Origin of the sequence: Maribacter sp. (assembly GCF_039968975.1) — a bacterium.
Taxonomy (GTDB): Bacteria; Bacteroidota; Bacteroidia; order Flavobacteriales; family Flavobacteriaceae; genus Maribacter.
Genome location: NZ_JBDVOT010000275.1, coordinates 1 through 6,884, shown reverse-complemented (window position 1 = coordinate 6,884; position 6,884 = coordinate 1). Strand labels below are relative to the sequence as shown.

Annotated in this window: 7 protein-coding genes and 1 pseudogene; 1 reads left to right on the top strand and 7 read right to left on the bottom strand. The window is 35.8% G+C overall.

Annotation, left to right across the window (positions count from 1 at the left end; all coding sequences use genetic code 11):
- Positions 1-400 (top strand): annotated as a pseudogene (locus ABJI11_RS18545) (hypothetical protein); the annotation flags it as partial.
- Positions 401-480: 80 nt separating this feature from the next.
- On the opposite strand, the gene ABJI11_RS18540 reads toward ABJI11_RS18545, so the two are convergent.
- The 7 genes from ABJI11_RS18540 to ABJI11_RS18510 form a co-directional block, all read right to left on the bottom strand.
- Positions 481-753, bottom strand: coding sequence for a hypothetical protein (locus ABJI11_RS18540; RefSeq protein WP_276494711.1), 273 nt, complete (start codon positions 751-753; stop codon positions 481-483).
- Between the two features lie 57 nt (positions 754-810).
- Entirely contained in the window at positions 811-1,773 is a 963-nt protein-coding gene (locus ABJI11_RS18535) for a type I phosphomannose isomerase catalytic subunit (RefSeq protein WP_348355766.1), read from the bottom strand.
- Between the two features lie 44 nt (positions 1,774-1,817).
- Complete coding sequence (locus ABJI11_RS18530) at positions 1,818-2,231, bottom strand: 6-carboxytetrahydropterin synthase (protein ID WP_348355763.1); 414 nt, start codon at positions 2,229-2,231, stop codon at positions 1,818-1,820.
- Positions 2,231-2,761: an isopentenyl-diphosphate Delta-isomerase gene (gene idi, locus ABJI11_RS18525; protein WP_348355760.1), complete on the bottom strand. Its 531-nt coding sequence runs from the start codon at positions 2,759-2,761 to the stop codon at positions 2,231-2,233. Before idi ends, ABJI11_RS18530 begins: the two co-directional genes overlap by 1 nt.
- 60 nt (positions 2,762-2,821) lie before the next feature.
- A complete protein-coding gene (locus ABJI11_RS18520; RefSeq protein WP_348355757.1) occupies positions 2,822-3,775 on the bottom strand; it encodes a type IX secretion system membrane protein PorP/SprF in 954 nt (317 codons plus the stop codon).
- Between the two features lie 5 nt (positions 3,776-3,780).
- A complete protein-coding gene (locus tag ABJI11_RS18515) occupies positions 3,781-5,826 on the bottom strand; it encodes a gliding motility-associated C-terminal domain-containing protein (protein WP_348355754.1) in 2,046 nt (681 codons plus the stop codon).
- 8 nt (positions 5,827-5,834) lie between these two features.
- On the bottom strand, positions 5,835-6,884 hold a 1,050-nt coding region (locus tag ABJI11_RS18510; RefSeq protein ID WP_348355751.1), incomplete at its 5' end, for a hypothetical protein.

Sequence of the window (6,884 nt, the reverse complement as noted above, 5' to 3'; positions counted from 1 at the left end):
AACCATTACCATCAATACAGATTGGAACACTTTTGATACTACTGCAAAAATTACAGGTTCTGAATCTCAAGAAAAATTAAAAGAATACAAACAGACCATGAGCGGTATCAACAAAAGAAATGTTGAAATAATGATGAATGCCGCCCAAGTAGATGGAGAATTAAGCCAAATAAGTGTAGATTCACTAGCAAATATCAGCAATAGAAATACACAAAGAGGTTATGCATTTGCCATTAACTTTGCACTAAATAACAAATCTTCATTTATAGCGCCATACATTGCCTTAAAAGAAATACCTGATGCCAATGTAAAATATTTAGATTCTATCTACAGTGTACTATCACCAGAGGTAGCTGAATCTAAATATGGTAAAGAGTTAGCTATTCTTTTAAAGAAATAATAAGTACGACTAAATTTGTACCAACTAAAAAAGCATCCTAATAATAGGATGCTTTTTTAATTTGGAAAGGTAGTAGTAAACTACACTAATTTATTAAGATCATCAACCAATTTAGTGGCTTTAGTTTCCAAGTCTTTTCTTACTTCTTTAAAATGAGCTTTCTTGTTTTCAACATCATTTTTATTGATTTTAGCAACCAATTCATCAAAAGTTGCAAAAGCCTCATTTATAATAGCATTACCTTCTTTAGAGTACGTCGTATGACCTTTTGTAGCCTCAACTATATCAACTCCTTCTATAATGTCACCAAGAACATTATTAATATCTTTCTTTAAATTTTTAATACTTGCCATCTCTAATTATTTTGTGCAAAAATACAATTTTTGAACTCGCGTATAGTTAATTAGAACTTAAATAGTAACTTCTAATAGTTTAGCGCCAGTAGATTGTAAAGAAATCTTTTGAGTTGAAGCTGGCAACAAAGCTGTTTCTCCACTTTTTATGGAGACATTTCCTTCAGCAGTACTAATCTTAGCCTCACCACCAACGCACATGTAAATTGTAAAAGAATCTCGTTGTGCAGTATCCAAATCTAAATTTTCTGTAACTTCAATGAAGTTTGTTTTAAAATATGGACAATCTACCATTGTATTCACTTTATTCTTATCATGACTGTAACCGACTTTGAAATCATCTTTCTTTTTATAATCTACAGCATCTAAAGCTAACTCTGTATGTAATTCACGAAGATTACCTTCCTTGTCTTTTCTATTGAAGTCAAAAACACGATATGTAACATCAGATGTTTGTTGTATTTCTGCCAACATCACCCCTGCTCCAATAGCATGTATTTTTCCGGTATTAATAAAGAAAGTATCGCCCTCTTTAACTTCCTCATAATTAAGAAGATCAAGTAGGGTATCATTAGCAACACTTTCAGCATATTCTTCTTTAGTAACATCTTTATTGAAACCTACTATAAGTTCTGCCTTTGGGTCAGCATCCATTATATACCACATCTCTGTTTTACCAAAAGAATTATGACGTTCTTTTGCTAAAGCATCATTAGGATGTAATTGAATAGATAAATCTTGTTTGGCATCAATAAACTTAATTAAAATTGGAAATTCTTTTCCAAAACGCTCAACAACACTTTTACCTAATAATTCTTCTGCATTAGAATCAATTAACTCTTGAAGAGACTTACCTTCTAAACTACCGTTCGCAACAACAGAAATATCACCTTTTACAGTAGATAGCTCCCAACTTTCGCCAGTAATATCACTTTCAATAGGTTTTCCAAAAACCTCTTTTAGCTTGGTACCGCCCCAAAGTCTTTCTTTTAAAATGGGTTTAAATTTTAAAGGATGTATCATTCTATTTTTTTAAGTTGGTCTATTTAATAACTACTATACTCTTAATACTCTCCAGAAAACGTGACGTAATTTCTAGGTGTTTCATAAAGTACCACTTCCAAATCATGTGTTTTTTGAACAAATGGTCTTAACCTTTTCCATATTACAACAGCTATATTCTCAGCTGTAGGATTTAAGGTTTTAAACTCTTCAACTTGGACATTTAAATTTTTATGGTCTAAATAATCCTCAATCTCTACTTTGATCAAATCTTTTAACACCTTCATGTCCATTACAAAACCAGTTTCTGGATCTATCTCTCCTGTAACACTCACAATCATTTCATAATTATGACCGTGAAAATTAGGATTATTACATTTACCGAAAATTTCCTTGTTCTTACTATCCTCCCAATCTTTTCTATATAACCTATGGGCTGCATTAAAATGTGCCTTTCTACTTACTTTTACTCTCATTACTTAGCTGATATTTTAAATAAATGTTCGTAAAACTTATCAAAAATAATCTTGAACCAAGCCGTATATTCATTAGGGTTTTTAGAAATATCCTCTTTTACAGCTTCGGGTGACATCCATTTCCAAGCCTCTACCTCTTCTGGGTTAATATTCGGTTCTAAATTAAAACTACCCAACATAACATGATCATATTCATGTTCAGTTAAACCATTATCAAACGGAGCTTTATAAATAAAAGAGAATAACTCTTTTAATTCTGTCTGAAAACCCATTTCTTCTTGTAACCTTCTCTTACCTGCATCAAGATTAGATTCACCTTCACGTTGATGGCTACAGCACGTATTTGTCCATAATAATGGAGAATGATATTTAGAGGCTGCACGTTGTTGCAACATTATATCACCTTTATCATTCGCGATAAATACCGAAAACGCTCTATGCAAAAGAGCTTTTTCGTGAGCTTCCATTTTAGGCATAGTGCCTATTTGCTCATTATTTTCATTTACGAGAATTACCTGTTCTTCCTTCATAAGGTAAAAATAAGGCGTTTTAAGTAGTCTACGTAATGATGAATATATAAAAAGAGAAATCTAAAAGAAACGAGGTGATTTCAGGTTGTTTTTACTGGTAATAAAATCATACCTGAAAATCACTTCAAATGATCCGTCATTAAAAGCTGTATTACCAAGGTCTGTAGTTTCCTTATCATAAGCTATACCAATTAAGAATTTATTAGAGACATTGAAACCTGCCATACCACTAAATGCAGCATCCCACCGGTAGGCAGCTCCTAAAATAAACTTCTCGTTAAACATAAAATTTGCCGATAAATCTACTTGCAAAGGGGCTCCTTTTACAGCCTTGGTCAACAATGCCGGTTTAAATTTTACCGATTCATTCAAATCATAAACATAACCCGCAATCAAATAAAAATTCATTTGTTCTTTGGCAGTTGATAGATTGGTTTCTTGAAAATGTGTGGTTTCTAAAAATCTAGGCACCGATAAACCTACATAGAATTTGTTGGTGCGATAATACACACCTGCCCCTATATTGGGTGAAAGTCTATTGTCTATATCTTGCTGTAAAGTTGGATCTGTAGTATATTGATTTAATTCTGAAAACCTAACATCTAATAAGTTAGCACTAGCTTTTAAACCAAAACTCAATCGCCCTTCTGTTGATGTCCAAACTGTATATGAGAAATCAATATCAAAGTTAGTTTCTGAAGTTGGTCCTATCTCATCATTTACTATTGACAAACCTAAACCTACACCTCTATACCCAATTGGAGAATGAGCATTAAAAGTTTGCGTTGTTGGTGCACCATCTAAACCTACCCATTGAGACCGGTGTAAAGCTCCTATACTTATATGCCCTCTAGATCCAGCATATGCAGGATTTACGCTGATTGTATTATACATGTACTGCGTATACTGTGCATCTTGCTGACCATAAGAAAACGCTCCAAAACTAATGGTCACGATAGTGACAACTAGTTTTAGAATATTCTTTTTTAGTATGGTTATATATGTATTCAACATTCTAATTATCTATTTATATATATGTATCCCGATAATGTTTCAGTATCTCCGTTCGGCATTTCATATTCTAGAATATAGAAATAAGTACCTACTGGTAATTTACTATCTACATCAACGGTCACCCTACCTTCTGATGTACCATCAAAGACATTACCTTCGGTATTATACGCCTTCGTCATATACACCGCTACACCCCATCTATTATAGATTTTCAGTGTATTGTTAGGATAGTTCTGCAAACCGTCTATTCTAAGGACATCGTGAATACCGTCACCATTAGGTGTAATAACGTTGAAAACTTCAATTTCTTCTTCTAGTTGTCCTAAATCTGAATCTAAGTAGTTTGGTATACCATCATTATCAGAATCATCATCAACATAATCGCCGTTTAGGTTAATATCCTCGTCACGAGTTTCAATACCATCATCATCATCATCGGTATCTCTATAATCAGACTCTTCATCATTGTCCGTATTAGGTAGCTGTACGTATGGATCATCGATTTCATCATTAACATCTATATCCACTGAAATTGCACCTTCATACCCATCATCTAATCCGTCATTATCTTTATCTGAACCAATGCTAACAACATCTGCAATACCATCATGATCATGATCATGAGCTTCAATTGCATCTAGCACATTATCGTTGTCACTATCTTCATCTAAGTAATCAGGTAGGTTATCTCCGTCAGTATCAACCGGGAATAATCCAGTTAAACCATTAGCTTCATACGCATCATCTAAACCATTAGTATTGGCGTCGATTCCTGAAGGCGGAATGTAATCTGCAGTAGCCTGAGCCTCAACATTATCTGGAATACCATCACCATCTGCATCGATATCTAAATAATCTGGGAAGCCATCACCGTCAGAATCTGTTGGATCGGTAGATGGGTCATTATCACCATCTAAATTAAGATCTTCAAAACTATCAACGATACCATCATCATCACTATCCATATCAACACCTAAAGGATTAATAAGAATTGTTATGGTCGATGTACTACAATTCCCAACTGTATCACAAACCGTATAATCAAAAGCATCTGTGCCTAAATAATTGTTATTCGGAAAATATGTTGGTATATCGTCTGAAGGATTGTTTGGCGTACCATTGTCATCTACGGTTACAGAACCATTTGTTGGTTGCGTTACACTAAACGCACCTTCACTAGGTAAATCATTATCGTTTTCTTGCCATGTATCAATAGCAATAATTTCATTGATATCTATAGCAATGGAATCATCATTGGTATCTAAAATTGGTAATACTTCTATAGTAACTGTAGCCGTACTACAATCACCGTAGGCATTACAAATGGTATAGTCAAAACTATCGGTACCGTTAAAATCTTCATCTGGAGTATAAGTAACTATATCATCCATAGGATTGTTTGGTGTACCACCATCGTCAATAGTGACCGATCCATTTGTGGGATCTGTTGTTGTTAAAGCACCTACATCCGGTAAATCAGCATCATTAGTATAAATATCTATAACAACCGGCACTTCTTCATCCGTAGTTACCAAATCATCTTCTAAGTCAGCAGCTTCTGGCAAACATACTACCGTGAAATTTGGCAGACTAAACGTGTTCCCTGCTTTTGTAACCATTGTTGTATATCTTACCACGGCATCCGTAGCAATTACCATGGGTCTTAATTGATCACCCGGTAATGGCGGACTCCAACTTACCGAAGCAGTGCTTGGTACGTTAGACGTAATATCCATTGTTACTTCATTATCTGGATTATTACAATCTGTTACAATAAAATAACCTGTTGCGTTAGAACCACATAAAGTACCGTCATAAGTAGCAAAATAAATACCTGGCTGAGTGACTTCATAAAAAGAATCAATACCAAGTACCGTTACCGTATCTGAAGCTTCATACCAACGAAAGTTGTTTTGGTCACTATCTGTTGGTGCTTGAAGCAAGAACTGTGCATTAGATACCAATACACCCAGTATCGTAGTAACGATACTGAGAAATATGGTTTTATATATATGTGTTTTTTTCAAATCGATTTGGGATGTATGCTTCAATTCGCTAATTATTTAGCAACAAAGACTACGTTTATCAATGTGTTATAATCAGTTGGAGCTGCAATTACATCATAGGTCATTACACCACTAGCATTAACACTTACATTATCAAATACAGTATCATCATAATGCGTTACGTAGTAATATAATTCTGTATTACCATATGTTGGTATTGCCGCTGGTGCTCCTGTGCTAACTACATCTGGTGTACCATACTGATCAATATACTCTGCATATAAATCTATTGTTCTACCTGTACCTATTGTTGCTACATCTACCTCTATTGAAGGTGGATAAAATATATCTGGTCTTGTATTGGCAATCAAATATGGATCAGCTGATGTACCTGTTCCGCTTACACTAATATCAGTGTCCGGTGCAGCCTCAACTACAGTTTCAGCACCGTTTGCCGTTGGTACAGAAAGGTTATAATTGATACCAGTTTGCGTCACTGTTACCGAACCATCACTAGATTCAATTGTTTGAATTTCGTTGGATGCATTTGAATCGGCATCATTTACATTTAAAGTAATTGCATTACCTCCAGTAATTGATATTTGACCAGCAGCACCTGTTGTTGCCAATGTCTGATCATCAGTTGCAGGATCACCTGCAGGACCTGTTGCTCCTGTATCCCCTTTTGGACCTACCGCTCCAGTATTGCCTGTATCTCCTTTTGGACCTGTTGCTCCAGTATCGCCTGTATCTCCTTTTGGACCTACCGCTCCTGTTGCTCCAGTATCACCTGTATCTCCCTTTGGACCTACCGCTCCAGTATCACCTGTATCTCCCTTTGGACCTACCGCTCCTGTTGCTCCAGTATCACCTGTATCTCCTTTTGGACCTGTTGCTCCAGTATCACCTGTATCGCCTTTTGGACCTGTTGCTCCCGGTGCGCCTGCCGCTCCAGTATCACCTGTATCTCCCTTTGGACCTGTTGCTCCAGTATCGCCTGTATCTCCCTTTGGACCTGTTGCTCCAGTATCGCCTGTATCGCCTTTTGGACCTGTTGCTCCCGGTGCGCCTGTATCTCCTTTTGGACCTACCGCTCCTGTTGC

What these genes read in the sequence shown, in the direction of transcription:
- ABJI11_RS18530 (WP_348355763.1), bottom strand. Translation starts at nt 2,231, where the DNA reads ATGAGAGTAAAAGTAAGTAGAAAGGCACATTTTAATGCAGCCCATAGG.
- ABJI11_RS18520 (WP_348355757.1), bottom strand. Translation starts at nt 3,775, where the DNA reads ATGTTGAATACATATATAACCATACTAAAAAAGAATATTCTAAAACTA.
- idi (WP_348355760.1), bottom strand. Translation starts at nt 2,761, where the DNA reads ATGAAGGAAGAACAGGTAATTCTCGTAAATGAAAATAATGAGCAAATA.
- ABJI11_RS18540 (WP_276494711.1), bottom strand. Translation starts at nt 753, where the DNA reads ATGGCAAGTATTAAAAATTTAAAGAAAGATATTAATAATGTTCTTGGT.